The sequence below is a fragment of the Streptomyces sp. TLI_105 genome (genome assembly GCF_900105415.1).
Taxonomy (GTDB): domain Bacteria; phylum Actinomycetota; class Actinomycetes; order Streptomycetales; family Streptomycetaceae; genus Streptomyces.
On record NZ_FNSM01000001.1, the window covers coordinates 2,026,629 to 2,050,988 of the forward strand.

The 24,360-nt window shown below is 73.2% G+C and carries 22 protein-coding genes and 1 pseudogene; 15 read left to right on the forward strand and 8 right to left on the reverse strand.

From position 1 onward, the window contains the following. Nucleotides 1-17 precede the first annotated feature (17 nt). From BLW86_RS09250 to BLW86_RS09280, 7 genes are read left to right on the forward strand one after another with little or no spacing between them, the layout of a single operon-like run. On the forward strand, nucleotides 18-290 hold the full coding sequence (locus tag BLW86_RS09250; RefSeq protein ID WP_093873578.1) for an acyl carrier protein: 273 nt from the start codon (nucleotides 18-20) through the stop codon (nucleotides 288-290). Beyond that, on the forward strand, nucleotides 283-1,527 hold the full coding sequence (locus tag BLW86_RS09255; protein WP_093873579.1) for a beta-ketoacyl-[acyl-carrier-protein] synthase family protein: 1,245 nt from the start codon (nucleotides 283-285) through the stop codon (nucleotides 1,525-1,527). The genes BLW86_RS09250 and BLW86_RS09255 overlap by 8 nt, the downstream gene beginning before the upstream one ends. Beyond that, nucleotides 1,527-2,420 (forward strand): enoyl-ACP reductase FabI, encoded by an 894-nt coding sequence (gene fabI / locus BLW86_RS09260; RefSeq protein ID WP_063759017.1) that lies wholly within the window; start codon nucleotides 1,527-1,529, stop codon nucleotides 2,418-2,420. Before BLW86_RS09255 ends, fabI begins: the two co-directional genes overlap by 1 nt. Continuing rightward, nucleotides 2,417-3,415, forward strand: coding sequence for a beta-ketoacyl-ACP synthase 3 (locus BLW86_RS09265; RefSeq protein ID WP_093873580.1), 999 nt, complete (start codon nucleotides 2,417-2,419; stop codon nucleotides 3,413-3,415). The genes fabI and BLW86_RS09265 overlap by 4 nt, the downstream gene beginning before the upstream one ends. Further along, on the forward strand, nucleotides 3,412-4,461 hold the full coding sequence (locus BLW86_RS09270) for an alpha/beta hydrolase family protein (protein ID WP_093873581.1): 1,050 nt from the start codon (nucleotides 3,412-3,414) through the stop codon (nucleotides 4,459-4,461). Before BLW86_RS09265 ends, BLW86_RS09270 begins: the two co-directional genes overlap by 4 nt. Beyond that, nucleotides 4,458-5,450 carry a 4'-phosphopantetheinyl transferase family protein gene (locus tag BLW86_RS09275; RefSeq protein ID WP_256341265.1) on the forward strand — a complete coding sequence of 331 codons (993 nt, stop codon included), beginning with the start codon at nucleotides 4,458-4,460 and terminating at the stop codon, nucleotides 5,448-5,450. The genes BLW86_RS09270 and BLW86_RS09275 overlap by 4 nt, the downstream gene beginning before the upstream one ends. Further along, nucleotides 5,450-6,952 (forward strand): long-chain-fatty-acid--CoA ligase, encoded by a 1,503-nt coding sequence (locus tag BLW86_RS09280; RefSeq protein WP_093873582.1) that lies wholly within the window; start codon nucleotides 5,450-5,452, stop codon nucleotides 6,950-6,952. The genes BLW86_RS09275 and BLW86_RS09280 overlap by 1 nt, the downstream gene beginning before the upstream one ends. A gap of 12 nt (nucleotides 6,953-6,964) precedes the next feature. On the opposite strand, the gene BLW86_RS09285 is transcribed toward BLW86_RS09280, so the two are convergent. The 5 genes and pseudogenes from BLW86_RS09285 to BLW86_RS40825 all read right to left on the reverse strand — a co-directional run. Further along, complete coding sequence (locus BLW86_RS09285) at nucleotides 6,965-7,666, reverse strand: GntR family transcriptional regulator (RefSeq protein WP_093873583.1); 702 nt, start codon at nucleotides 7,664-7,666, stop codon at nucleotides 6,965-6,967. 79 nt (nucleotides 7,667-7,745) lie between these two features. Continuing rightward, nucleotides 7,746-8,750 carry a proline racemase family protein gene (locus BLW86_RS09290; protein ID WP_093873584.1) on the reverse strand — a complete coding sequence of 335 codons (1,005 nt, stop codon included), beginning with the start codon at nucleotides 8,748-8,750 and terminating at the stop codon, nucleotides 7,746-7,748. A gap of 86 nt (nucleotides 8,751-8,836) precedes the next feature. Further along, nucleotides 8,837-9,766, reverse strand: a complete 930-nt coding sequence (locus tag BLW86_RS09295; RefSeq protein WP_093873585.1) for a dihydrodipicolinate synthase family protein — start codon at nucleotides 9,764-9,766, stop codon at nucleotides 8,837-8,839. A 130-nt stretch (nucleotides 9,767-9,896) separates the two neighbouring features. After that, the gene (locus tag BLW86_RS09300; protein WP_177181480.1) at nucleotides 9,897-10,136 is read right to left on the reverse strand and encodes a hypothetical protein; all 240 of its coding nucleotides are present in this window, start codon (nucleotides 10,134-10,136) and stop codon (nucleotides 9,897-9,899) included. Nucleotides 10,137-10,316: 180 nt separating this feature from the next. After that, nucleotides 10,317-10,409: pseudogene (locus BLW86_RS40825) on the reverse strand (IS5/IS1182 family transposase); the annotation flags it as partial. Nucleotides 10,410-10,493: 84 nt separating this feature from the next. Between BLW86_RS40825 and BLW86_RS09305 the strand changes: the two are divergent. Next, complete coding sequence (locus BLW86_RS09305) at nucleotides 10,494-11,321, forward strand: hypothetical protein (protein WP_093873587.1); 828 nt, start codon at nucleotides 10,494-10,496, stop codon at nucleotides 11,319-11,321. Between the two features lie 64 nt (nucleotides 11,322-11,385). Here BLW86_RS09305 and BLW86_RS09310 read toward each other — a convergent pair whose 3' ends face one another. Next, nucleotides 11,386-12,225 carry a LysR family transcriptional regulator gene (locus BLW86_RS09310; protein ID WP_093878588.1) on the reverse strand — a complete coding sequence of 280 codons (840 nt, stop codon included), beginning with the start codon at nucleotides 12,223-12,225 and terminating at the stop codon, nucleotides 11,386-11,388. Nucleotides 12,226-12,330: 105 nt separating this feature from the next. Here BLW86_RS09310 and BLW86_RS09315 point away from each other — a divergent pair, with 105 nt between their 5' ends. Next, nucleotides 12,331-13,056: an SDR family NAD(P)-dependent oxidoreductase gene (locus BLW86_RS09315; RefSeq protein WP_093873588.1), complete on the forward strand. Its 726-nt coding sequence runs from the start codon at nucleotides 12,331-12,333 to the stop codon at nucleotides 13,054-13,056. A gap of 149 nt (nucleotides 13,057-13,205) precedes the next feature. On the opposite strand, the gene BLW86_RS09320 is transcribed toward BLW86_RS09315, so the two are convergent. Further along, nucleotides 13,206-14,000, reverse strand: a complete 795-nt coding sequence (locus BLW86_RS09320; protein WP_093873589.1) for a hypothetical protein — start codon at nucleotides 13,998-14,000, stop codon at nucleotides 13,206-13,208. A gap of 3 nt (nucleotides 14,001-14,003) precedes the next feature. Then, entirely contained in the window at nucleotides 14,004-14,591 is a 588-nt protein-coding gene (locus BLW86_RS09325; RefSeq protein WP_093878589.1) for an RNA polymerase sigma factor, read from the reverse strand. A gap of 805 nt (nucleotides 14,592-15,396) precedes the next feature. Here BLW86_RS09325 and BLW86_RS09330 point away from each other — a divergent pair. The 6 genes from BLW86_RS09330 (at nucleotide 15,397) to asnB (ending at nucleotide 24,345) form a co-directional block, all read left to right on the forward strand. Beyond that, nucleotides 15,397-16,878 (forward strand): sugar transferase, encoded by a 1,482-nt coding sequence (locus BLW86_RS09330; RefSeq protein ID WP_093873590.1) that lies wholly within the window; start codon nucleotides 15,397-15,399, stop codon nucleotides 16,876-16,878. A gap of 79 nt (nucleotides 16,879-16,957) precedes the next feature. Then, complete coding sequence (locus tag BLW86_RS09335) at nucleotides 16,958-18,274, forward strand: nucleotide sugar dehydrogenase (protein ID WP_093873591.1); 1,317 nt, start codon at nucleotides 16,958-16,960, stop codon at nucleotides 18,272-18,274. Next, nucleotides 18,264-19,529, forward strand: coding sequence for a glycosyltransferase family 4 protein (locus BLW86_RS09340; protein ID WP_093873592.1), 1,266 nt, complete (start codon nucleotides 18,264-18,266; stop codon nucleotides 19,527-19,529). The genes BLW86_RS09335 and BLW86_RS09340 overlap by 11 nt, the downstream gene beginning before the upstream one ends. Then, nucleotides 19,526-20,890 carry a Wzz/FepE/Etk N-terminal domain-containing protein gene (locus BLW86_RS09345; protein ID WP_093873593.1) on the forward strand — a complete coding sequence of 455 codons (1,365 nt, stop codon included), beginning with the start codon at nucleotides 19,526-19,528 and terminating at the stop codon, nucleotides 20,888-20,890. The genes BLW86_RS09340 and BLW86_RS09345 overlap by 4 nt, the downstream gene beginning before the upstream one ends. Beyond that, nucleotides 20,887-22,407: a Wzz/FepE/Etk N-terminal domain-containing protein gene (locus BLW86_RS09350; RefSeq protein ID WP_093873594.1), complete on the forward strand. Its 1,521-nt coding sequence runs from the start codon at nucleotides 20,887-20,889 to the stop codon at nucleotides 22,405-22,407. The genes BLW86_RS09345 and BLW86_RS09350 overlap by 4 nt, the downstream gene beginning before the upstream one ends. 3 nt (nucleotides 22,408-22,410) lie before the next feature. Next, the gene (asnB, locus tag BLW86_RS09355; protein WP_093873595.1) at nucleotides 22,411-24,345 is read left to right on the forward strand and encodes an asparagine synthase (glutamine-hydrolyzing); all 1,935 of its coding nucleotides are present in this window, start codon (nucleotides 22,411-22,413) and stop codon (nucleotides 24,343-24,345) included. Nucleotides 24,346-24,360: the final 15 nt, after the last annotated feature.

Sequence of the window (24,360 nt, forward strand, 5' to 3'; positions counted from 1 at the left end):
CACCGCACGGGAGAGTCATGTCCGAGACATCCGCGACGTCCACGACACCGGACCGCGCCACCATCGAGCAGTTCATCACCGACGCCCTCGTCGAACTGGGCGTCGACGAGGGCGACGTCCTGCCGGGGGCCGCGCTCGACGACCTGGAGATCGACTCGCTGGACATGGTCGAGCTCGCGCAGTCCGTCAAGCGGGACCTGGGCGTACCGGTCCGCACGAAGGACTTCGACGGCATCGAGACCGTCGGCCAGATCCTCGAACTGTGCTACCAGAAGGCCGGAGTTGAGTGATCCGCGGCGGGACCGGGAGGTCGTCGTCACCGGTTTCGGCGCGGTCACCCCGCTCGGCGTCGGCGCCGGCGTGCTCCACGAGCGCGTCGTCGCCGGGGACACGGCGGTGGCGGGCTCCCATCCGGCCGTCCGGCACGCGGACTTCACCGCCGCCGACCATCTGCCGCGGAACCTGGTGCGCCGCACCGACCGGTTCACCCAGCTGGCCCTGGTGGCGGCCGAGGAGGCCCTGACCCGGGCCGGGCACCGGACGGGCGCTCCGTCCCCCTGGCTCCCCGAGCGCGTCGCCTGTGTCATCGGCTGCGGGCTCGGCGGCACGGCCTCCTTCGAGGCGCAGCGGGAGGTGTACGAGAAGGAGGGCGCCGGGTTCGTCTCGCCGCTGATGATCCCGCAGATGATGGCCAACGCGGCCGCCGCCCACCTCTCCATGCGGCACGGCTTCCGCGGCGAGAGCCTGTGCGTCGCGTCCGCGTGCAGCAGCGGCGCGCAGGCCGTCGGCACGGGGATGCGGCTCCTGGCCTCGGGGGCGGCCGACGCCGTCGTGGTGGGCGGCGCGGAGGCCTCCTCCTCGGACCTGGTGGCGGCCGCCTTCGCGAACGCCGGCGCCCTCTCGCCGAGCGGTTCCGCCCGCCCCTTCGACCGGGACCGCGACGGCTTCGTGATCGGCGAGGGCGCCGGGATCCTCGTCCTGGAGACTGCGGCGGGCGCCGCCCGGCGCGGGGCCGAGGTCCTCGGGACCGTACGGGGGTACGCGGCGACCTCCGACGCCCATCACGTCACCGCGCCCGCCCCCGACGGCGGGCCCGCGGCCCGGGCGGTCACGCTGGCGCTGCGGGAGGCCTCGGTGGCGCCCGGGGAGCTGGCGTACGTCAACGCCCACGGGACCGGCACCGCCCTCAACGACCGCCTGGAGTGCGAGGCCCTGCGGGGCGCCCTCGGCGCCGACGTCCTCGCGGAGCTGCCGCTCTCCTCCGGCAAGGGCGCCCTCGGGCACCTCTTCGGGGCGGCGGGCGCGGTCGAGGCCGTCGCCACCCTCCAGGCGCTGCGGCACGGCATGGCGCCCCCGACGGCGGGGCTGCGCCACCCCGACCCGGCGCTCGGCCCGCTCGACCTCGTCCGGGCGCCGAGGAAGCTCACCGCGCGGGCGGGCGCGGGCCGGCTGTTCGGCCTCTCCACCTCCTTCGGCTTCGGCGGACACAACGCGGCCCTCGTCCTGGCCGTGGAAGGGCGGTCCTGATGCGCGCGTCCCGCGACCCCCACGGCATCCCCGACCTGCTCGGCTTCTCGGGGCGCCGCTATCTGGTGACCGGGGTCCTCAACGACGACTCGATCGCCTGGCACACCGCGCGGGCGCTCCAGGAGGCGGGCGCGGAGGTCCTGCTGACGGGCTTCGGACGGACCCGGCGGATCACGGAGGCGGCGGCCTCGGGCCTGCCGTACCCGGCCGACGTCCTGGAGCTCGACGTGACGCGCCCCGAGGACCTGGACGCGCTCACGAAGGAGCTGGAGCGCCGCTGGGGCGCGGTCGACGGCGTCCTGCACGCGATCGCCGCCGCCCCTCAGTCCGCGCTCAGCGGCAACTTCCTCACCACGTCCGTCGAGGGCGCGACGCTCGCCCTGCGCACGGCGGCCTTCTCGCTGCACTCGCTGACCACCGCGCTCGCCCCGCTGCTGCGCGAGGGCGGGGGCGCCGGCGCGGCCAGGGGCAGCGTCGTCGGGCTCGACTTCGACTCGTCCGGGGCCTGGCCGGGCTACGACTGGATGGGGGTCGGCAAGGCCACGCTCGGCGCGGTCTGCCGCTACCTCGCGCTCTACCTGGGGCACTCCGGCATCCGCGTCAACCTCGTCGCCGCCGGCCCGGTCGAGACCGTGGCCGGGCGGGCCGTCAGCACCTTCGACCGGATCGCCGACCGCTGGGAGCAGGAGGCTCCGCTCGGCTGGAGCCGCGCGGATCCGGCCCGGCTCGTCGGCCCCGTCCTGTTCCTGCTCTCGGACCTGGCGGCCACCGTCACCGGGGAGATCGTGCACGCGGACGGCGGGATGCACGCCGTCCGCATGGGGGTCGGCGCCGTCGGCGAACCCCCGGGCATCGGCGCCCCGCCCCGCGCCGGCAAGGAGGACCGCTCATGACCGCGGCGATCGTCGGCATCGGCTCGGCGCTGCCCGAACGGGCCGTGCCCAACAGTCACTTCGCCGCCATCGGCTCCTCCGACGAATGGATCGTCAAGCGGACCGGGATCCGGCAGCGCCACTTCCTGCCGGAGGACGGACACCTGGCCGACCTCGCCCTGGCCGCCTCCCGGACGGCCCTCGCCCAGTCGGGCCGCACCGCGCGCGAGGTGGGACACGTCGTCGTGGCGACCACGACCCCCGACCGGACGACCCCGGGGCTCGCCGTGGAGGTGGCCGCCCGGCTCGGCGCGGACCGGGCCGCCGCGTTCGATCTGCACGCGGCCTGCGCCGGGTTCGTGTACGCCCTGGACCACGCCGTCGCCCTGATCGAGTCGGGCCGGGCGAGCGCCGTGCTGGTCTGCGGCGCCGAGGCGCTCACCCGGATCACCGACCACGAGGACCGCTCGACGGCGGTGCTGCTCGGCGACGGCGCCGGGGCGGTGGTCGTGGCGGACGTGGACCCGGCTCCCTCCGCCGGGACGCGCACGGGTCCCTCCGTCGAGCCCGCGTTCCGGCTCGGCTCGGACGGTGAGCTGATTCCGCTGCTCTACGCCGACCGGTACGACCGGAAGCTCCGGATGGACGGCCCCGAGATCTTCGTCCAGGCCGTGGAGCGGATGAGCGAGGCGGCCCGGGACGTCCTCGCGCGGCGGGAGCTGACCGCCGACGACGTCGACCTGTTCGTCGCCCACCAGGCCAACGCGCGCATCGTACGGGCGGTGGGCAAGGAGCTCGGCGTCGCACCGGAGCGGCTCTATCTGAACGTCGACCGGGTCGCCAACACCTCCTCCGCCTCCATCCCCCTCGCCCTCCACCAGGCCTGGCGGGAGGGCCGTCTCGGCCCGACGGGCCTGCTCGGGGTGGCGGCGTTCGGCGCGGGCGTCACGTGGGGCGCGGGGGTGATCGGCTGGCACCTGACGGAACCGGAGGCCGAGCCCGTGGAGGCGGGATGAGGACCTCCCCCTTTCCCGTACTCGCCGAGCTCACCGCCCCGGACGGCGCCGCGCTCGTGGTCCGGGTCCACGCGCGCGTAGAACCGACCGCCCCGGTCGTGGTCGTCCTCCCGGCGATGGGCACCGCCGCCCGCCACTACACCCCGCTGGTACGGGCGCTGCACCGGCGGGGCGCGACCGTGGTGACGACGGACCTGCGCGGCCACGGCGAGAGCACCCCGGTCCCGGCGCGCGGGATCCGCTTCGGCTACCGCGAGCTCGTCGAGCACGACATCGGCGCGGTCCTCGACGCCGTCGAGCGCGCCTTCCCCCGGGCGCCGCGGCTGCTGCTCGGCCACAGCCTCGGCGGCCAGCTCGGCCTGGTGCACTGCGGGCTGCTCCGGCCGCGCCTCGCGGGGGTCGTCCTGGTGGCCAGCGGTTCGGCGTGGTGGCGCGCGCTCGGCACGGGGGCGGACCCCCGGCCGGGTGCGCGGTGGCTCGTGCGGAGCCTGCTGTGCGTGGCCGGCGCGGAGCTGCTCGGGTACTGGCCGGGGCACCGGTTCGGCTTCGGCGGGCGCGAGTCCGTGGGCGTGATGCGGGACTGGGCGCGGCAGATGCGGACCGGGCGGTACGGGGCCGGGGGCGCCGCCGCCGACTACGAGGCGGCGCTGGGGCGCGTCGACCTGCCCGTGCTCGCCGTCGACGTCGAGGGCGACGCGCTGGCGCCGCCGCGGGCCGTGGACCACCTGTGCGCGAAGCTCACCTCGGCCCGGGTCCGGCGCTGGAGCTACCGGGCCTCGGACGCCGGCGGCCGACGGCTCGACCACTTCCGCTGGATCCGGCACAACGCGGGACTCGTCGAACGGATCGCGACGTGGGCGGAGTTCCCGGCGGCGACCTCGGCGGGGCCCGACAGAGCGACGGCGGGCGCGGGCGGACGGCAGGACACCGCATCGACGGGCACGGGCGAACACGGTGCCGCCACGCCGGGCACGGCCGGGCCCGGCGCCGTGCCTCCGGTCCCGGTCGCGGACCGGGGCAGCACGCCGTCGGGTGCCCGGGCGTGAGCGTGCGAAGCGAGGAGCGCCTCCTGCTCGGCGCGCTGCTGCCCGAGCGGGTGCACTGGGCCGAGGAGACCGGGGCGGCGGACGGCGAGCCCCTTCCCCCGTGGCTCTTCGCCGAGGAGGAGGCCCTGATGGCGCGCGCCACGCCCGGCAGGCGGTGCGAGTTCGCGACGGCCCGGCTCTGTGCCCATCGGGCGCTCGCGGCCCTCGGGGTCACGGCGGCCCCGCTCCTGCGGGGCCGGCGCGGAGCACCGGCGTGGCCCGCGGGCACCGTCGGCAGCATCACGCACTGCGCGGGGTACCGGGGCGCGGCGGTGGCGTCGGCCACCCGTTTCCTCGGCCTCGGCATCGACGCCGAACCGCACGCGCCGCTGCCGTCCGGGGTCCGTGAGGAGGTGGTCTGCGGCCCGGAGGAGGCGCGGCTGCGCGAACTGGCCGCCCGGCGGCCGGACATCGCCTGGGACCGGCTGCTGTTCAGCGCCAAGGAGTCCGTCTACAAGGCCTGGAGCGGGTACGGGGGTGCCTGGCTCGGTTTCGAGGACGCCGAGGTGTCATGGCGGCTCGACGCGCCCGACAGCCCGCATCCGCCGGCACTCGCGCGTGATGTGCGCTCGCGCCCTCCCGCACGCGCGCGGGACGACCGCCTCCATCCGTCCGTACTCGCGCGTGACGACTTCCTTCATCCGTCCGCACGCTCACGTGACGACCGTCTTCATCCGTCCGCACGCACGCGTGACGACCTCGCGCATACGCCCTCACCCGCGCACGACGACCGTCCGTACCCGGCCCCACGCGTGCGTACGGAGTTTCCCCGGGCTTCCGGTCGGTTCCGGGCGCGGCTTCTGGTCCCTCCGCCCGAGGGGCCGTGCCCCCTGCCGCGCGTGCTGCCCGGTCGCTGGCTCGTCCGTGAGGGACTGCTGCTGACCGCGGTCGCCGTCCCCCGCCCCGTACCGCTTCCTCCACACCGCACGGCCCTGAAGGAGTACCGCTGATGAGCGTCGACGACGGCACCGTTCCCGCGCTGCTCGCCCGGAGCGCGGCCGCGCACCCCGGCAGGACCGCGCTGCGGCTCGGTGCAGAGACGCTGACGTACGGCGTGCTCGACGACCTCGCCCATCGCGCCGCCGCGCTGCTGCACGCGCGCGGGGTCGGCCCCGGCGACCGGGTGGCCCTCATGCTGCCGAACAGCACGCTGTTCGCCGTGCTCTACTACGGCATCCTGCGGGCGGGCGCGATCGTCGTCCCGCTCAATCCGCTGCTGCGGGCGGGCGAGGTCCGTCACTGCCTGGTGGACGCCGAGGCCGCGCTGCTCCTCTCCTGGCACCGGGACGGCGAGGAGGCGGCCGAGGGCGCCCGGCTGGCGGGCACCCCGCACCTCGCGGTCGAACCGGCCGCGTTCACGGCGCTGTTGGCGGACCACGCGCGCGTGGCGCCCGCTTCCCGTGCCCCGGAGGACACGGCGGTCGTGCTCTACACCTCCGGCACGACCGGGGCGCCGAAGGGCGCCGAGCTCACCCACCGCAACATCCGGCGCAACGTCGGCGAAGGCGTGCGGGTCCTGGGGCTCGGCCCCTCGGACGTGGTCTTCGGCGGGCTGCCCCTCTTCCACTCCTTCGGGCAGGTGATGGGGCTCAACTGCGCGGTGTCGGTGGGCGCCTGTCTGACGCTCATGGCCCGCTTCGACCCGGCGGGCGCGCTCGCGCTCGTCGCCCGGGACCGGGTCACGGTCTTCCTCGGCGTCCCCACCATGTACGGGCTGCTGCTGCGGCATCCGGACCGCGCGGCCCACGACGTCTCCTCTCTGCGGGTCTGTCTGTGCGGCGGCTCGCCCCTCCCGGTGGCGGTGCTGACCGGTTTCGAGTCCGGCTTCGGCTGCGCGGTGCTGGAGGGGTACGGGCTGTCCGAGTCGTCCCCGCTGGCCTGTGTGAACCGGATCGACCGGCCGCGCTCCCCCGGCACGATCGGCATCCCGATCGAGGGCGTGGAGATGCGGGTGGTGGACCGGAACGGCAAGGAGGTCACGGACGGAGAGGTCGGCGAGCTCGTCATCCGGGGGCACAACGTCATGAAGGGCTACTGGCGCCGTCCGGAGGCCACCGCCGAGACGGTACGGGACGGCTGGCTGCACACCGGCGACCTCGGCACCCGGGACGCGTCCGGCGACTTCCGGGTGGTCGACCGCCTCAAGGACGTGGTGATCCGGGGCGGGTTCAACGTGTATCCGAGGGAGGTGGAGGAGGTCCTCCACCTCCACCCGGGCGTGGCGGAGGCCGCCGTCCTCGGCGTCCCGCACCCGGTGCACGGGCAGGAGGTCGCCGCCGCGGTCGTCCTGCGGCCCGGCGGCCGGGTCTCCCCCGCCGAGCTGCGCGCCCATGTGCGGGAGCGGCTCGCCCCGTACAAGTACCCGCGCCGGATCTGGCTCACGGACGCCCTCCCGAAGGGGCCGACGGGGAAGGTCCTCAAGCGGGCGATCGTCCCCCCTGACGGCTCGTGAGGGGGCTGCCGGTCAGGACGGACCGTCTCCGACCTCCGGTTCGTCGCCCGCCTCGGGGTCGGCCCACAAGGAGCGCACATGGCCGAGGTGGCGACGAGCGCACGCCTCGGCGCCGGCCGCGTCCCCGGCGATCATCAGGTCGAGGAGTTCGAGGTGCTCCTCGGCGGAGGAGACGAGCTTGCCGGCCTCGTCGAGGCCGGTCAGGCCGTAGAGCCGGGAGCGCTTGCGCAGCTCGCCGACGGTCTCGACGAGCCGCTCGTTCCCGGAGAGGGCGAGCAGGGCGAGGTGGAAGCGGCGGTCCGCCTCCAGATAGCCGATGAGGTCGTGCTCACGGGCGCGCGAGACGATCTCCTCGGCCACCGGGCGCAGCTCCTCCAACTGCTCCCGGGCGGCGCTGCGGGTGACCCGGCCGATGGTGGGGACCTCGATGAGGGTCCGCAGCTCCGTGTACTGGTCGAGGTCCCGCTCGCTGACCTCGGTGATGCGGAAGCCCTTGTTGCGGACGGGCTCGACCAGGCCCTCGCGGGCCAGGTCGAGCATGGCCTCGCGGACCGGGGTCGCGGAGACGCCGAGGTCGCTCGCGAGTCCGGGGGCCGAGTAGACCTGGCCGGGGCGCAGTTCCCCGGCGATCAGGGCGGCGCGAAGGGCGTGGCCGACCTGGTCGCGGAGCCGTTCCTGGGCTCTGACGAGGCCGTACTGTTTCAGGTCACCCATCGTGCGTCCTCCGAGAAGTCACGGGGGAGCATCGTACAATGTCACGTTTCCCCGGCCGGACCGAGTGACCCCGAGTGGCTCAGAGCAGGAATCCGGCGGGGAACGGGTCGTCGGGGTCGAGGAAGTACTGGGCCGTGCCGGTGATCCAGGCGCGGCCGGTGACGGTGGGGACGACGGCGGGCAGCCCGCCCACGACCGTCTCGTCGACGATCCGTCCGGTGAACTCGGTGCCGATGAAGGACTCGTTGACGAAGTCGGTGTGCGGGGCAAGGAGTCCGCGCGCGTGCAGCTGGGCCATGCGGGCGCTGGTGCCCGTGCCGCACGGGGAGCGGTCGAACCAGCCGGGGTGGATGGCCATGGCGTGGCGCGAGCGGGTCGCGTCGGAGCCGGGCGCGGTCAGGTAGACGTGCTTCACCCCGGCGAAGGCCGGGTTCTCGGGGTGGACGGGCCGGTCGGGGCCGGCGTTGACGGCGTCCATGATCGCGAGCCCGGCGGCGAGCAGCTCGTCCTTGTGGGCGCGGTCGAACGGCAGGCCCAGCGAGTCGAGGTCGACGAAGGCGTAGAAGTTGCCTCCGTACGCGAGGTCGTAGGTGACCGTGCCGTACCCGGGCACGTCCGCCTTGAGGTCGAGGCCGACGGAGAAGGCGGGCACGTTGGTGAGGGTCACGGAGCGGGCCCGGCCGTCCTCGACGCGGACGTCGACGCTGACGAGCCCGGCGGGGGTGTCGAGTCGGACGGTGGTGACCGGTTCGACGACCGGCACCATGCCCGTCTCGACGAGGACGGTGGCGACGCCGATGGTGCCGTGGCCGCACATCGGCAGCAGGCCGGACACCTCGATGTAGAGGACGCCGTAGTCGGCGTCGGGGCGGGTGGGCGGCTGGAGGACGGCACCGCTCATCGCCGCGTGGCCGCGCGGTTCGTACATGAGGAGGGTGCGGACGTGGTCGAGGTGCTCGGCGAAGTGGAGCCGCTTCTCGGCCATGGTGGCGCCGGGGACGACGCCGAAGCCGCCGGTGATGACGCGGGTGGGCATGCCTTCGGTGTGGGAGTCCACCGCGTGGTAGACGTGGCGGGTGCGCATGGGGTCCCCTTCGGACGGACGGGCTGAGGGACGGACGGGCTGAGGACGGACGGACTGAGGGACGGACGGCGTGCGGAGCGGAGGGTCTACGCGTGGCCCTCGGCGAGGGCCTTCTCCGTGGCGGCGCGTACGACGGCCTCCTGTTCGGGGGCGAGCGGGAGACGGGGCGGCCGGGTGGCTCCCCCGGTGTGGCCGACGAGGTCCATGGAGAGCTTGATCGCCTGGACGAACTCGGTCTTGGAGTCCCAGCGGAAGAGCGGGTGCAGCGAGCGGTAGAGCGGCAGCGCGACGGCGAGGTCGCCGGCGACGGCGGCGCGGTAGAGGGTGGCGCAGGCGCGCGGGAGGGCGTTGGGGAAGCCGGCGATCCAGCCGACCGCGCCGGCGAGGGCGAGTTCGAGGAGGACGTCGTCGGCGCCGATCAACAGGTCGAGGCCGGGGGCGAGTTCGGCGAGCTCGTAGGCGCGGCGGACGTCGCCGCTGAACTCCTTGACGGCGACGATGCCGCCGTCGCCGTGCAGGCGGGCGAGCAGGTCGGGGGCGAGGTCGACCTTGGTGTCGAAGGGGTTGTTGTAGGCGACGACCGGGATCCCGACGCCGGCCACCTCGGCATAGTGGGCGCGTACGGCCGTCGCGTCGGCCCGGTAGGCGTTGGGCGGCAGCAGCAGGACCGAGCCGCAGCCGGCCTCGGCGGCCTGTTCGGCCCAGCGGCGGGCCTCGGCGCTGCCGTACGCGGAGACGCCGGGCATGACCCGCGCCCCGTCCCCGGCCGCTTCGACGGCGGTACGGACGACCTGGGCGCGCTCGGCGTCGGTGAGGGTCTGGTACTCGCCGAGGGAACCGTTCGGGACGACGCCGTCGCAGCCGTCGGCGATCAGCCGGGCCACGTGTTCGGCGTAGGCGTCGTGGTCGACGGTGCCGTCCGCGCGGAAGGGGAGGGCGGTGGCGACCATGATCCCGCGCCAGGGGCGGGCGCGGTGCGCGGGCCGGACGGGGGGCGTGGGCTGCGCGTGGGCCATGAAGAACTCCCTTGTGTGGTGTGTGACATTTTATTGACGGGAGCGGGCTCCACAAGAGGCCCGGCCACGATCAGTTCTGACGTCCTATCAGCTCCGCACCGACCGACCCCGCCGAGCGCCGCCGGACCGCTCAGCCCACCGCCGACCTCGACTTCGACTTCGACGCATCGACCCGGCCCTTCGCCCCGATCCCGGCGAGGAGCGCGACCCCGTACCCGGTGGCGGTCTTGGTCAGCGCGGTGACGACGGCCCCGGACGACGACGAAGAGCACGACCCGGCCACGCCCAGGGCGATCGCGAGCGTCGCGCCGCCGACGGCGAGGCCGACGCCGGCGAGGAGCGCCGTGACGGTGGGCAGGCAGACGGCCATGGCGAGGTCTTCGAGGACAGAAGGCTGAGGAGACGGACCTGATCCGCACGCACCTCGACCACGCGGAACGGGGCGAGCCGCCATCGAGTGGCTACCTGCTCTTGCCGTTGGCTAAGGGTTGTCCCGTAATGATCTTTGAGTCACGAGTGGCAGGGGCGGTCTCGGTGGGTGCGGTCGTCGTTATCCGGTCAGGACGAGGTTGTGCATGTGGGCAATGCCGAGCATGGCATGGGGAACGCCCTTGTCTTCGAGGCGGCAGTCTTGGACTGCCTTCGGCTGCCGTCCCGCTCGGCCCGTGAGCGTTGTCGGCACCTCATGCCAGGATCCGGATGAACGCATGAACACAAGGAGCACACCATGGGCACCCCGGAAGCCGGTCTTTTCGGCAACGGCACGAAAGCGGACTGGGGCGACGCGGTCTGGAAGGCCTTCACCTCGGCGTCCCGGACCGCGCCGTGCCCTGACACGTCTCTTGAAGGGCCGCCGCTGTCCGTCGACTGGATCGACTACGTCGACACGGACCCGGTACGCGCGCTGGAGATGCTGGTCCTGGGGTGGTACCCGGCCGAGGAAGCGCCGCCGGACCCCGATGCACCCGCGGACGACGTTCTCGCCCTTCTGCCGCCGGCACTGGCCGCCTTCCATCGTCTGGCCCGCACACGTCCCGCCCTCTACCGCTTCTGCCACCCGATGCTCCTGCGCCCCCAGCACGTCACAAGGCCGCACGGCAGCCAGCTGGTCTTCGCGGTGGAGAATCAGGGATGCAGGGACTGGTCCATCCCCTGGCCTCCTCAAACCGGCCCGGAAGACGCCGACCCTCCTGTCTGGCTCACTGAGGACCCGCACTCCGACGACGACCCGGAGACGATCATCGAAGCGGAACGCCTCAGCCGCTTTCTCCTCCAGTTCACCCTCGACCAAGCATGCGGCATCGCACCCTTCAGAGCCTGGACCTTCGTCCTGCCCCTCGAACGTCTCGAACCGCTGTGGAGCTTCCTGCGCCCAGTCCCCCTCAGCCCCCACAAGCCCACTTACGAAAGCAGCGTGTTCTACGCAGCCCCCGGGCTGCTGGCCAGCATTAGCGCCCATGAGAGCAAAGCGACCATCGGTTTCGGAGCCCGCCACCGCGAAACCCTGGCCCCCCTGCGGACCTACGATTTCCCCTGGCGGCACTTCGACGCATAGCCCTACTACACGTCTCACAAGCAGGTCGGAGTTCGCGTCGAGCATGTCTTCGCCCGCACGGCCTCTAGAGGCGTGTCGCGGTGCGGACGAGGTCGGCGACGGCTTTGGATCTGCTGTGTGGTGGCCAGGCGATGACGGTCGTGACAGCCGGTGCGTCCGGAACCGGCACCGTCGCATGATCGTCGCGCAAGTGGGCCCGGAGGGACTCGGGCACGACCGCGCAGGCCCGTCCGAGCGCGATCAGCTGGAACAGCTGGGTGTGGTCGCGCACCTGCGGGCCAGGTCCGTCCGGATAGCCCCCGCCCCGTCGAGGCCAGCGCGGCAGGGGCAGGTCCGTCAGGGTGGTGACCTCGGCTATCGACATATGGGGTCGGTGGGCCAAGGGGTGCCCCGCGGGCAGGACCACGACCTGCTGTTCGGTGCGCAGGTCCTCGGTGTCGAGTCCGGCCGTCGTGTCGAAGGGCCGCTGGAGCAGAGCGACGTCGGCACGCCCGTCGCGCAGCAGCCCTTCCTGCTCGCCGGGCCCGCACAGCATCACCTCGACGGCGACCGCGCCGGGCTCGGCGGCGTAGGCGTCCAGCAGCTTCGACAACAGTTCGCTGGACGCTCCGGCTTTCGTGGCCAGCACCACACCGGGCGATTCGGCGGCTGCGCGGCGGGTGCGGCGCTCGGCGGCTTCGACCGCGTCGAGTGCGGCCCGGGCCTCCCGCAGAAGCACCGACCCGGCCTCGGTCAAGGCGACTGCGCGAGCAGTGCGGTGCAGCAGAACCACTCCGAGCCGCCGCTCGAGCTGCTGGATCGCCCGCGACAGCGGTGGTTGCGCCATGGCGAGCCGCTGCGCCGCCCGCCCGAAGTGCAACTCCTCCGCGACGGCGACGAAGTATCGCAACTCCCGCGTCTCCACCGCGTCATCGTATCCGGCGCTCACCACGACCGATATCCGTGCGGTATCGCCGCCCACCCAGTCGGTCTTGGACGTCCCACCCGAGTCCGCACCACGCTTGATGACATGAGTGAACAGACGATCGCGCTGGTGACCGGTGCGAACAAAGGAATCGGATACGAGATCGCGGCGGGCCTGGGCGCCCTCGGCTGGCGAATCGGCGTGGGCGCGCGGGATCAACAGCGCCGCGACACCGCGGTGGAGAAGCTGCGCGCAGCCGGGACCGACGCGTTCGGCGTTCCGCTCGACGTGGCGGACGACGCGAGTGTGGCCGCCGCGGCCGAGCTGATCGCCGACCGCGCCGGAGGGCTCGACGTGCTGGTCAACAACGCCGCGATCACCGGCGGTATGCCGCAGACGCCCACCACGGTCGATCCCGCGACCGTACGGGTCGTCGTGGAAACCAACGTGATCGGGGTCATCCGCGTCACCAACGCGATGCTGCCCCTGCTGCGCGGCTCGGCATCGCCGCGGATCGTGAACATGTCCAGCAGCGTCGGCTCGCTCATCCTGCAGACCACGCCCGGCATCGACATGGGCCCGATTCCCGTTGCGTACTTGGCGTCCAAGACCTTCCTCAACGCCGTCACCGTCCAGTACGCCAAGGAACTGAGCGACACCAACATCCTGATCAACTCCGGCTGTCCCGGCTTCACCGCCACCGACCTCAACGGCTTCCAGGGCGTCCGCACTCCCCGCCAGGGCGCGGCGATCGCGATTCACCTCGCGACCCTGCCCGACGACGGACCGACCGGCGGATTCTTCGACGACGGGGGAACAGTGCCCTGGTGACAGGCTCACCGGCCCCTGGTAGTCCAGCTGATGTTCGTTGCTGGTGATGCAGTCGTTCTTGTCGCGCGACGCCCGACGATGCCCCCACCAGCGACGGCAAGCAGCACCGCCATGACAAATCCCGAACGTCAGCTGGAGTACTGGAGCCGTCAGGGTCTGTCGGCGCGCGGCCGGTCGGCCCCCTTGCCGGGGTTGTCCGAGGAGTCGCCGCGGCCGACGCCGTTGTTCGACCGGGGCCCGGCGGACGGGGTACGGGCGGGGCGGGGGTCGTGCCGGCAGTACTCGGGGACGAGCTCCTCGCCGCCCGCGGCGGCCACGAGCCGCTGCCAGGCGGCGGACGTGGACGCCTTGCCCATCGTCTTGCCCTCGTCCTTCGCCTTGTTCTCGCCCTTCGTCTTGCCCTTGTCCTTCGCCTTGTTCTTGTCCTTGCCCTTCGCCTCCCCCTCCTGCTCGACGGCACGGCAGAGGGCGTCACGACTCCTGCCGGAGAGCTCCTGGGGGTCCTTCTCCGGACGTAGGGGAGCGGTCGTGCCGGGCGGTGCGGAGGTGCGGGCCGCGCCGCTGCTCGTGCCGGCCGTCGCGCCCGGCTTCACGGGTTCGGGCGTGGGGCGGGTCGGGCGCGGTTCGGAGGGCGGGGCGGTGGTGCCGAGGAAGCGCTCGGGCAGAGTGCCGGCGGCGACGGCCACGCCGCCGAGCGTCACGCTCGCAACCAGCGCGGCCACGGCCGCCTTCAGCGAACGCCGGGGGCGCCGCCGCTCGGCGACCGGGGTCCAGTCGTCACGGTCGCGGGTGGGCAGTGACGTGTGGAGCCCCGTGTCACGGGCCTCCCGGAAGGCGGCGAGAGCGGCCTCCTCGCCTGCGACGCCGCTCCCGTCTCCTCGCTCGCCGCTCAGAGCGGCTCTCAGCAGCTCCGTCGGCTCTCTGTCCCACGGTTCACCACGCATCCGTCACCTCCCCCTCCCCGTGAGTTGTTTCGCAAGTCGCCTCAATCCCCTATGTGCGGCGGACCGTACCGCACCGGGACGCTTGCCCAGTACTCGGGCGGCCGAAGGGCCGTCGAGACCGACGACGACCCGGAGCAGCACGGCCTCGGCCTGGTCCTGCGGAAGACCCGCGATGAGGGCGAGCGCCCGTTCCGTCGACAGCGCGTCCAGCGCCTCGTCGGCCGCGTCGTCGGCGGCCGGGAGTTCGAGGAGGTCCTGCTCGAACCGGGTGGGCCGGGGCCTGGCCCGTACGCGCCGCAGGTGGTCGAGGGCCCGGTGGCGGGCGATGGTCGCGGTCCAGCCGCGGAAGCCCGCGCCGTCGCCGTGGAAGCGGCCGAGGTCCCGGGCTATCTCCAGCCACGCGTCGGAGGCGACGTCCTCGGCGTCCTCGCCGACGATTCCGCGCAGATAGCCGAGCAGTCCGGGGTGGACGATCCGGTAGGCCTCCGCGAACGCCCCCTCGTCCCCCCGTCGGGCCCGCTCGACGGCCTCGGCGAGGCGGGCGTCACGCTCCGGGCCGGACCGGGCGTCACCCTCCGGATCGAACTGCACGCCGTTCTCCGGGCCGGACCGGGCGTCGCTCCCGGGGCCGTGTGCCGTGGCGGGCGCGTGCCCCGTTCCCTCGCCCACCCGACCTCTTCACACCCCGTACACCCACGAACCCCGGCCCCCCACGGAACAACCGGAGGTCATCCATCCTGTCAGACGGTCAGCAGGCCTTTCCCGACACCCTGTCGGGGTGGCGGGACGCTCCGCGTCCCGTCGAGGAGCCGCGGGCTCCCCATGGAGCGGCCCGGCGGAATCCGCCGGGTGTTCCAGCGGATCGACCCCGTGAAACATCACGGGCTGACAGAGTGACCCTGATCACAGCGGCGGCGAACCCTCTTTGGCATCAGACGAGTTGCTGGACCATGGAGGGGCGTCAAAGCGCCCATAAGCGGTCACCGGTCGATGGATCCAGCCACCCTCGGGGGGCGAACACAAATTTCACACAATCCCTCTTCACACCGGCCCGCGATGCTCTAGATTGACCGTGCTTCAGCTGTTCGGGCACGAGGCGACCACTAACGATCCATAGGTCCGGTACTGCGGAAGGTCACGAGCCACTCCGCGGCGCCGGGCATGGGGACGATCGATTCCGGGGGCCCACGAGGGGCGTCGGGTGCGGGGAGCACCCGGGGTCTCGACGGATTTCCGCGCACCTCGAGTGCCTGACGGGGCGGATGAGTCCGCTGCCGTCGGGGGGATTTGTTCACGTAGCTCTGCAAGAGCCGGGATGCCATGCGCCGGGGAGGGCGGGGGCCTCCCGGGGAGTGCCGGGCGCACACGTCGTACCACTGGGGACCTGGGGGGTTCTGTGCGGCAAGGGGGACTAGTCAGCCCGTTTCCGTCTGCGCGCGAGCGCCTGGCGGACGGGGCGATCAGCCGGCCCGCGATCGAGTGGGAACAGCGCTACCGCCGTACCGTGATCATCAGCGACACCGTGGCCACCGCCTTCGTGGTGACGGCGATCGGAGACTTCTTCGGAGTCCGGGACGCCGCCAACTGGCATGAGAAATGGGGAATCCTCGCGTTCGGCACGCAGCTGCTGGTGCTGGGGGCGCTGGCGGTGAGCCGGGCATGGGCTCCCGCCGTGCTCGGCCAGGGCGCCGAGGAGTTCCGCCGGCTCGGCCGCTCCCTGTTCACGGCGACCGTCGTCCTGGCGCTCGGCGGGATCGCCCTCACCTCGCGCAACATCAAACTCTGGATCTTCGTCGCGATCCCCGCGATCGCCCTCGTCGCCATGACCGCGCGGTACCTGCTGCGCCTCTGGCTGCACAGGGAGCGGAAGGAAGGGCGCTGCCTGCGGCCGGTGCTGGCCGCCGGGAGCCCGGACACCGTGCGCGACCTGATCACCCGGACCCGCAAGTTCCCGCACCTCGGCTGGCGCGTGGAGGCGGTGTGCACGACGGACGGACGCGGGCTCGACGGTGACCTGCTGGACGGGGTGCCGGTCGTCGGACAGCTGGCGGACGTCGCCAAGCACGTCCGCCACGACGGCTACCGGGTCGTCGCGGTCACCCCGGACCCGCACTGGTCACCGGACCGGCTACGGCGGCTGGCCTGGAACCTCGAAGGGAGCGACGCCGAGATGGTCGTGGCCCCCGTGCTGATGGAGGTGGCCGGCCCTCGGCTGCACGTCGACGCCGTGCTCGGGATACCGCTGCTGCGGGTCAGCATGCCGACCTTCACCGGCGGCCGCCGGGCGATCAAGGAGGTCGTCGACCGGCTGGGCGCGGCGGTCCTGCTGCTCCTGTTCACGCCGCTGATGGCGCTCGTCGCGCTGCTCGTGCTCCTTGACAGCCGCGGCGGGGCGTTCTACCGGCAGCGCAGGGTCGGCAAGGACGGCCGCGAGTTCACCATTCTCAAGTTCCGCACCATGGTCACCGGGGCCGACGGGGCGGCACGTGCCGCGCTGGCCGACCACAACGAGGGCGCGGGACCGCTCTTCAAGCTCCGCCGGGACCCGCGGGTGACCCGGGTGGGAGCGGTGCTGCGCCGGTACTCGATCGACGAGCTCCCACAGCTCTTCAACGTGCTCACCGGGTCGATGTCGCTCGTCGGTCCGCGGCCGCCGTTACCGGAGGAGTCCGCCGCGTACGGCCCGGACATCCGGCGGCGTCTCCTCGTCAAGCCCGGCCTCACCGGCCTGTGGCAGATCAGCGGACGCAGCGACCTGCCGTGGGAGGAGGCCGTGCGCCTCGACCTGCGGTACGTGGAGGACTGGTCGCTCGCCCTGGACACGGTGATCTTGTGGAAGACGCTGCGTGCGGTGCTCTACGGGCAGGGGGCCTATTGATGTGCGGGGGGCGGCGTCGGCGGACAGCCGGAGCTCGGACCGCAGGCCGCAAGGGCCTGCCTGGGGGGAGGAACGAGTCGTGAGGATCAGCGTTTTCGGGCTCGGCTACGTGGGCTGCGTGTCGGCCGCGTGCCTGGCCAGCATGGGCCACGAGGTCATCGGGGTGGACGTCAACCAGGTCAAGGTCGACCTGGTCAACGACGGCAAGGCCCCGGTGGTCGAGGAGGGGATCGGCGAGCTCGTCGCCGAGGTCGTGCGGACCGGAGCGCTCCGCGCCACCGCCGACGTCCGCGAGGCGATCACGGGCAGCGAGGTGTCGCTGATCTGCGTGGGCACGCCGTCCGAGCCCAACGGCAGCCTGTGCACCACGTACTTGGAGCGGGTCACCGAGGAGATCGGCGCCGCGCTCGCCGAGCGGGGCGGGCGGCACACCGTCGTGTTCCGCAGCACCATGCTCCCGGGCACCTGCCTGAACCTGCTGGTGCCGATCCTGGAGAAGAACGTCGGCGGCACGGCCGGGGTGGACGTCGGGGTCGCGGTCAACCCGGAGTTCCTGCGCGAGGGCACGAGCGTGCGGGACTTCTTCGACCCGCCGAAGACCGTCATCGGCGAGCTCGACGCGGCGAGCGGCGACGTGGTGGCGGCACTGTACGAGGGCCTGCCCGGCGAGGTGTTCCGGGTGCCGGTCCCCACGGCCGAGGCCATCAAGTACGCCGACAACGCGTTCCACGGCCTCAAGATCGGCTTCGCGAACGAACTGGGCGCGGTGTGCCAGGCGCTCGGGGTGGACTCGCACCAGGTGATCGACGTGTTCCTGGCCGACCGCAAGCTGAACATCAGCCCCGCCTACCTGCGGCCCGGCTTCGCCTTCGGCGGCTCCTGCCTGCCCAAGGACCTGCGCAGCCTCGTCCACGCGGCACAGCGGGCCGACGTCTCGGTGCCCATCCTCTCCCACGTGCTGCCGTCCAACGCCGACCATCTGCAGCGCGCGGTGGAACTGGTCGAGCGCACCGGCAAGCGCCGGGTGGGCCTGTTCGGCCTCTCCTTCAAGCCCGGCACCGACGACCTCCGCGAGAGCCCGCTCGTCGAGCTGGCGGAGCGGCTCTTCGGCAAGGGCTACGACCTGCGGATCTACGACGCCAACGTGCACCTCTCCCGGCTGCTCGGCGCGAACCGTGAGTACATCGAGTCCCGGCTGCCACACCTGGCGCAGCTGCTCACGGACTCCGTCGACGACGTACTGGAGCACGCCGAGGTGTGCCTGGTCGGGACCAGGGATCCGGCCGTGGTGGCGGCTCTGCCGCACGGTGACGGCCCGGTGATCGTCGACCTCATCCACCTTCCCGACGCCGAGGCGCGGCGGGCCGAACCGGGGTACATGGGCCTTGCTTGGTAACACGACCGGCGGCGGCCGGCGGACCCGCCGCGCGCTGATCCTGGTGGAGAACCTGTCGGTGCCGTTCGACCGGCGGGTGTGGCAGGAGTGCACGACGCTGCGCGACGCGGGCTGGCAGGTGAACGTCATCTGCCCCCAGGGCGGCAAGCGGGACACCGAGCCGTTCGCGGAGATCGACGGGATACGGATCCACCGCTACCCGCTGCGCGCGGCCACCGGAGGGCCGGCCGGATACCTGAAGGAGTACGGGTCGGCTCTGTGGCACACCTTCCGGCTGGCCCGGAAGGTCGGCCCGGTCCACGTGGTCCACGCCTGCAACCCGCCCGACCTGCTGTTCCTGCCGGCCCTGTGGCTGAAGCGGCGCGGCACGCGGTTCGTCTTCGACCAGCACGACCTGGTGCCCGAGCTGTACCTCTCCCGGTTCGACCGCGGCAAGGACCTGCTCTACCGCGCCGTGTGCGCGCTGGAGCGGCTGACCTACCGGACCGCGGACGTCGTGCTCGCCACGAACGAGAGCTACCGGGACGTCGCGGTGCGCCGTGGCGGCCGGCGGCCCGAGGACGTCTTCGTGGTGCGCAGCGCGCCCGACGTCGGCCGGTTCCACCCCGTACCGGCCGAGCCGGAGCTGAAGCGCGGCAAGCCCCATCTGCTGTGCTACCTCGGCGTCATGGGGCCGCAGGACGGCGTCGACTACGCCCTGCGGGCCCTCGCCAGGCTGCGCGACGAGCTCGGACGGACCGACTGGCACGCGGTGTTCGTCGGCGGCGGCGACACCTTCGACGCGATGGTGGAGCTGTCCCGGCGGCTCGGGCTCTCGGAGCAGGTGGAGTTCACCGGGCGCATCCCGGACGGCGACCTGGCGCGCTACCTGTCCACGGCGGACGTGTGCCTCTCCCCCGACCCGCACAATCCACTCAACGACGTGTCGACCATGAACAAGGTCCTGGAGTACATGGTCATGGGCCGGCCGATCGTCTCGTTCGACCTCCGGGAGGCGCGGGTCTCCGCCGGTGACGCCGCCGTCTACGCGCCCGCCAACGACGAGACCGAGTTCGCCCGTCTCGTCGCGCTGCTGCTCGACGACCCGGAGAAGCGGGCCCTCATGGGCAAGATCGGCCAGGAGCGGATCGGTGGACCGCTCTCCTGGCGGAACTCCCAGCAAGCCCTGCTCGCCGCCTACGCCGCAGCCTGCCGGCCCCACGCTCCGGCGTCGGCGGGCGACCCCGACGGGGAAGGGACGAGGCCGCTCCGTTGAGCGAGGACACGATACGCCTGGTCACGATCGGGCGGATTCTCCGCCGGCGCCGGCGGCTCCTCACCATCCTCGTGGTGGTGGGTGCGCTCCTCGGCTACGGCACCTCCCTGCTGCTCCCGCCGCGCTACACGACGTCGGCGTCCGTGCTGCTGCCGGGGGCGTGGGAGGAGCGCGAGCTGCGGACCCAGGCGGAGGTCGCCACCAGCTCGGTGGTGATCGACCGCGTGGCGTCCGCGCTCCACTGGACGGGGGTCGGCACCACCGAGCTGAAGGAGCGGGTGACCGCCAAGGCCTCCGAGGGAAACATCATCGAGATCTCGGGCACCGCCGACACGCCCGAGCGCGCACAGCAGCTCTCCGACCAGGTGGCCGAGCAGTTCGTCGCCTTCGCCGCGCGGATCGTGGGCGACAACGCCGACCCCGAGGCGGCGGCGCGGCTCGAAACCCTGCGGCAGACCGTCGCGCAGACCGGCCGCCGCATCACCGAACTGGCCGACGCGGCCGGTACGGGGCGGAGCGTGGAGAGCGTGCAGACCCGCACCGAGCTCGAGGGGCTGCGCACCGCGCTGCAGGAGTCCATCGAGAAACTGGGCCAGGCCGACCCCACGTCGAGCAAGGCCCACATGGTCGTCATGGGCCCGGCGGCCCGGCCCACCGGCGAGGCACCGCCGACGCGGATCCAACTCATCGCCGCCGGGGCGCTGTTGTTCTTCCTCGTCACGGTGACAGGCCACCTCACGGCGGCGCGGAGGAACCGCCGGCTGCGTACCGAGGGGGAGATCGCCGGGGCCCTCGGCGTGGCGCTCCTCGGCTCCGTCGACGTGCCCGCCGAGCGGAACGCGCACCGGCCGGAGGGCCGCGGCCCGCGGGCCTGGATCCGCCGGCTCCTCGGGACCGACATCCGGTGGGACGTCCCACCCCCGCGGACCTCGGGCGACGAGGCCGGCCGGCGGACCCGCTACCGGCGGGTGTGCGCCCGCCTCCGGGACCGGCTGCCGGCCGCCCGGCCGCTGCTCGTCGTCGTCCCGGACGGCGACCCGATCGCCCGCCGGGCCGCCGGGGAGCTCGTCGCCGAGGCCGGTGGCGATCCGGTGCTGCGGGTGGTGGGCGTCTCGGTGTCGGAGCCTATGGTGCCGGACCACGACGGGTCCGGCGCGCTCGTCGTGCTCAGCGCGGGCAACTGGACGGCCGGTGAGCTCGGCGGCATCGCCGAGGCGTGCGCGGACGCCGGGCACGAGGTCGTCGGCGTCGTCCTGGCCGGCACGGTCCGGATCCGTACGAAGGGGTCCGCCGGCCGCCCCCGGGAGGCCGCGACGCCGGTGCTCGCCGTGGGCGCCGACGCGACGGGAGGTCCGGCGTGACGACACGTACGACCGCGGAGTCTCCGCTCGCCGCTCCCCTGCTCGACCTGCATTCCCTGGTGGTGGCGGTGCTCAGACGCCGCCGGCTCTGGGGTTCGCTCGCGCTGCTCGGTCTTGTCCTCGGCGCGGCGGTGGCGGTCCTGCTGCCGGCGCCGCCGACCGCGATGACGAAGGTCCTCGTCGCCCGGCAGGAGGACCAGCCGAACGACCCCGGGACGCTGATCCGCACCGATGTCGCGCTGCTGCAGACCACCCGGATCGCCGGTGACGCCCTGAAGACCCTCAAGTCCTCGGAGAAGCCCGAGGACTTCATGAAGGACTACGAGGGACTCGGTCTCACCAACAACCTGCTGCAGATCAACGCGACGGGTGACAGCGACGCCGACGCGGTCGCCCGCGTGAAGGCGCTGGCCGACGCGTTCGTCGCGGACCACGTGCGGCGGATACAGCAGGCCGCGAACGCCGACGCCAAGGCCCTGCTCGACCAGCGGGACCGGCTGAAGGACGAACTCGCCGAGGTCAACAAGGAGATCGGGGACGAGTCGCCACAGGGCGCGGCGAAGGCCTCGGCGAACACGGAGTCGCTTTTCTCCCGCCGGGCCGAACTCACCTCGCGCATCTCCGACTTCAGCCAGCGCGCCGAGGAGGCCCGCATCGGCACGCCCCGGCTGGTCTCCGGCACGCAGATCGTCGACGACCCGCGCCCGGTCAAGCGCTCCCTTCCCAAGGCCCTCGCCAAGGACGCCGGGATCGGGCTGGTCCTCGGGCTCGCCCTGGGGCTCGCGGTGGCGGCCGTCGGCACGGTGGTGGCGGACCGTCCCGTGCTGCGCCGGGAGATCGCGGCGCACCTCGGGGCCTCGGTGATCGCGGAGCTGCCCGGCCGGCCGGGCCGGCGGTGGCAGCGCCGCAGGACCCGGACGGCACGGGCCCGGCTCACCGCGTCCCTGGCCCGCACTGCGCGCGACTCCGCGGAGCCGATGTCCCTCCTCGAACTGGGCTGCGCGGACGGCGCGCGCGTGATCGCGCTCGACCTCGCCGGGTCCCTGGGCGCGGAGGGGCCGGTGGTCGTCGTCGACGGTCTGCCCGGCCCGGAACTCTCCGGCCACCGGCCGCGGCCCGGGGACCCGACCGTGGTCGGTCTGGAGCGTGCCGCGGCCGTGGCGCACCAGGAGCGCCGGATCGGCGTCGGCTCGGTGGGGCCCGGCGCGGCATGGACCGACCTGCCGTACCTGGGGACGCGGACCGTGCTCGTCGTCCGGGCCGGACACGGCAGCGCGGCCTGGCTGCACACCGTGGCGCGGCAACTCGCCGACCAGCGCATCCTCGTGCTCGGTGTGGTGCTGATCGACCCCGATCCGCGTGACCGGACCGACGGCACGCTGTGGGACGGGGGGCCGCAGGCCGCGCCGCGCGGCCGGAACGAGGGGCCTGCCCGGGCGAACGGCACGGGCCGGCGGCAGAGGGAGCGTCTGCCCGCGTGGGCGACGGTCCCGGACAGCGACCAGGAGGCGCGGTAGCACATGTGTGGCATCGCAGGCACGTACCGATGGCCTGACGGGAAGGAAGTGACCGACCGGCTCACCGAGACCCTCGCGCATCGCGGGCCGGACGGGGCCGGCCGGTACGGCCACCCCGTCGGTGACGCGGAAGTGCACCTGGGGCACCGCCGGTTGTCGATCGTCGACCTGTCCGAGACCGGCGCCCAGCCGATGGTCTCGGGCGGCCTCGTCCTGACGTACAACGGCGAGCTGTACAACGCGCCCGAGCTGCGGGCCGAGCTGGCGGCGGCGGGTGTGCGCTTCCGGGGGACCTCCGACACCGAGGTGGTCCTGGAGGCCTGGCGGCGCTGGGGCACGGACTGCCTGCCCCGGCTGCGCGGCATGTTCGCGTTCGGGATCTTCGACGAGCGCACCGGTGAGCTGGTGCTCGCCCGCGATCAGCTGGGCATCAAGCCGCTGTTCCTGCTGCGGCGCGGCGAGGGCCTGGTGTTCGCCTCCGAGCTGAAGGCGCTCGCCGCCGTGACCGGCGGATCCCTGGAGGTGGACCACGCGGCCCTGGTGGCCTCGCTGCTCTACTACTGGGTGCCGGACTCGCGGTGCGCGTTCCGCGAGGCGGAGAAGCTGCCGCCGGGGAGCTGGCTGCGGTGCCGGCCCGACGGGCGGGTGGAGCGCGGCCGGTTCTGGCATCTGAAGGACGTCGCCGCCGAGGGCCGGGAGCGGGCCCTGGCCGGCGAGCGGCCGGATCTCGCCGCGATCGTCGAGGAGTCGACCCGGCGTCATCTGCTGTCCGACGTGCCCGTGGCGACCTTCCTCTCGGGCGGGCTCGACTCCAGCTATCTGACGGCGCTCGCGGCCCGCGAGCAGCCCGGGATCTCGGCCTACACGATCGGGTTCCGCGCCGAGGACGCCAAGTTCGAGGCGATGCCGGACGACCTGCGCTATGCCCGGCAGGTGGCCGAGCGGTTCGGCGTCGACCTGCACGAGATCGAGATCGCCCCGGACGTGCTCGACCTGCTGCCGCGGATGACGTACCACCTGGACGAGCCGATCGGCGACCCCGCCGCGATCAACACCTTCCTGATCTGCTCGGCCGCCCGGGAGGCCGGGGTGAAGGTGATGCTGTCGGGGATGGGTGCCGACGAACTGTTCGCCGGGTACCGCAAGCATCTGGCCAACCTGATCGCGCTGCGCTACCAGCGCGTGCCGCGGCCCCTGCGGAGCGGCGTGTCCAAGGCCGTCGACCTGCTGCCGGTCGCCTCGGCCCGCCGCGGGTACCGGTCGGTGCGCTTCGCGAAGCGGTTCCTGTCGTTCGCCGATCTGCCGGAGGAGACGGCGTTCCGGCGGAGCTACACCATGTACGACCGGGACGAGCTGCTCGGCCTGATCGATCCGGACCTGGCCGGGACGGTCGACGACGTGCTGACCGAGCACGCGGACGTGTACGAGGACAACGCGCTCGACGACTTCGTCAACCGCATGTGCCTGGGCGACGCCCGGATGTTCCTGCCGGGCCTGAACCTGGCGTACACGGACCGGTCGAGCATGGCCGCGTCGACCGAGGTGCGGGTGCCGTACGTGGACGTCGAGGTGGTCAAGGCGGCGTTCACCGTGCCCGGCGACCGCAAGATCGTCGGCCGTCAGGGCAAGGCCGTCCTCAAGGAGGCGGCCACCTCGATCCTGCCCCGGGAGATCGTGTACCGGCCCAAGGGCCTCTTCAGCGCCCCGCTGCGCGCCTGGATGAGCCGCGACCTGGCCCCGCTGGTGCGCGAGGTGATCCACGACGGCGAGCTGGTCCGCTCCGGTTTCCTGCGCCGCGACGCCCTGGCGCGCCTCGCCGCCGAGGACGCGGCCGGGCACCAGGACCACTCCAAGCATCTGTGGCACGTGCTGACCCTCGAGTACTGGTACCGCGGCGCCACCTCCAAGGCCGGCCAGAACGCTTCCTTGACCTCGTAGAGAACAAGAGGACTT